At 30.7% G+C, this 293-nt stretch carries 1 pseudogene; it reads left to right on the forward strand.

Going from position 1 to position 293, the window contains the following annotated elements:
• Positions 1-72: 72 nt before the first annotated feature.
• A pseudogene (locus DIU01_RS13200) lies at positions 73-293 on the forward strand (3'-5' exonuclease); the annotation flags it as partial.

The following is a 293-nucleotide window of genomic DNA, read 5'->3' on the forward strand; positions in this document are numbered from 1 at the left end:
TCAATTTCGTGAAATCATTATGTTTTAATAGTTTCGTGAGAATTCGTGAAATTTGTGTAAAAAATCTAAAAAATGATAGAAAAAATTCGACTAGATAATATTTTGTTTCTTGACATAGAAACCGTTCCGTTAGAAGAAAATTTCAATTCGCTTGACGATGAAATGAAACATCTTTGGGAACTCAAAACACAATACCAAAGAAAAGATGATTACACCGCCGAAGAATTTTATGATAGAGCCGGAATTTGGGCTGAATTTGGAAAAATCATCTGCATTTCAGTTGGTTATTTTTG

This window comes from Flavobacterium sp. (assembly GCF_003525665.1).
Classification (GTDB): domain Bacteria; phylum Bacteroidota; class Bacteroidia; order Flavobacteriales; family Flavobacteriaceae; genus Flavobacterium.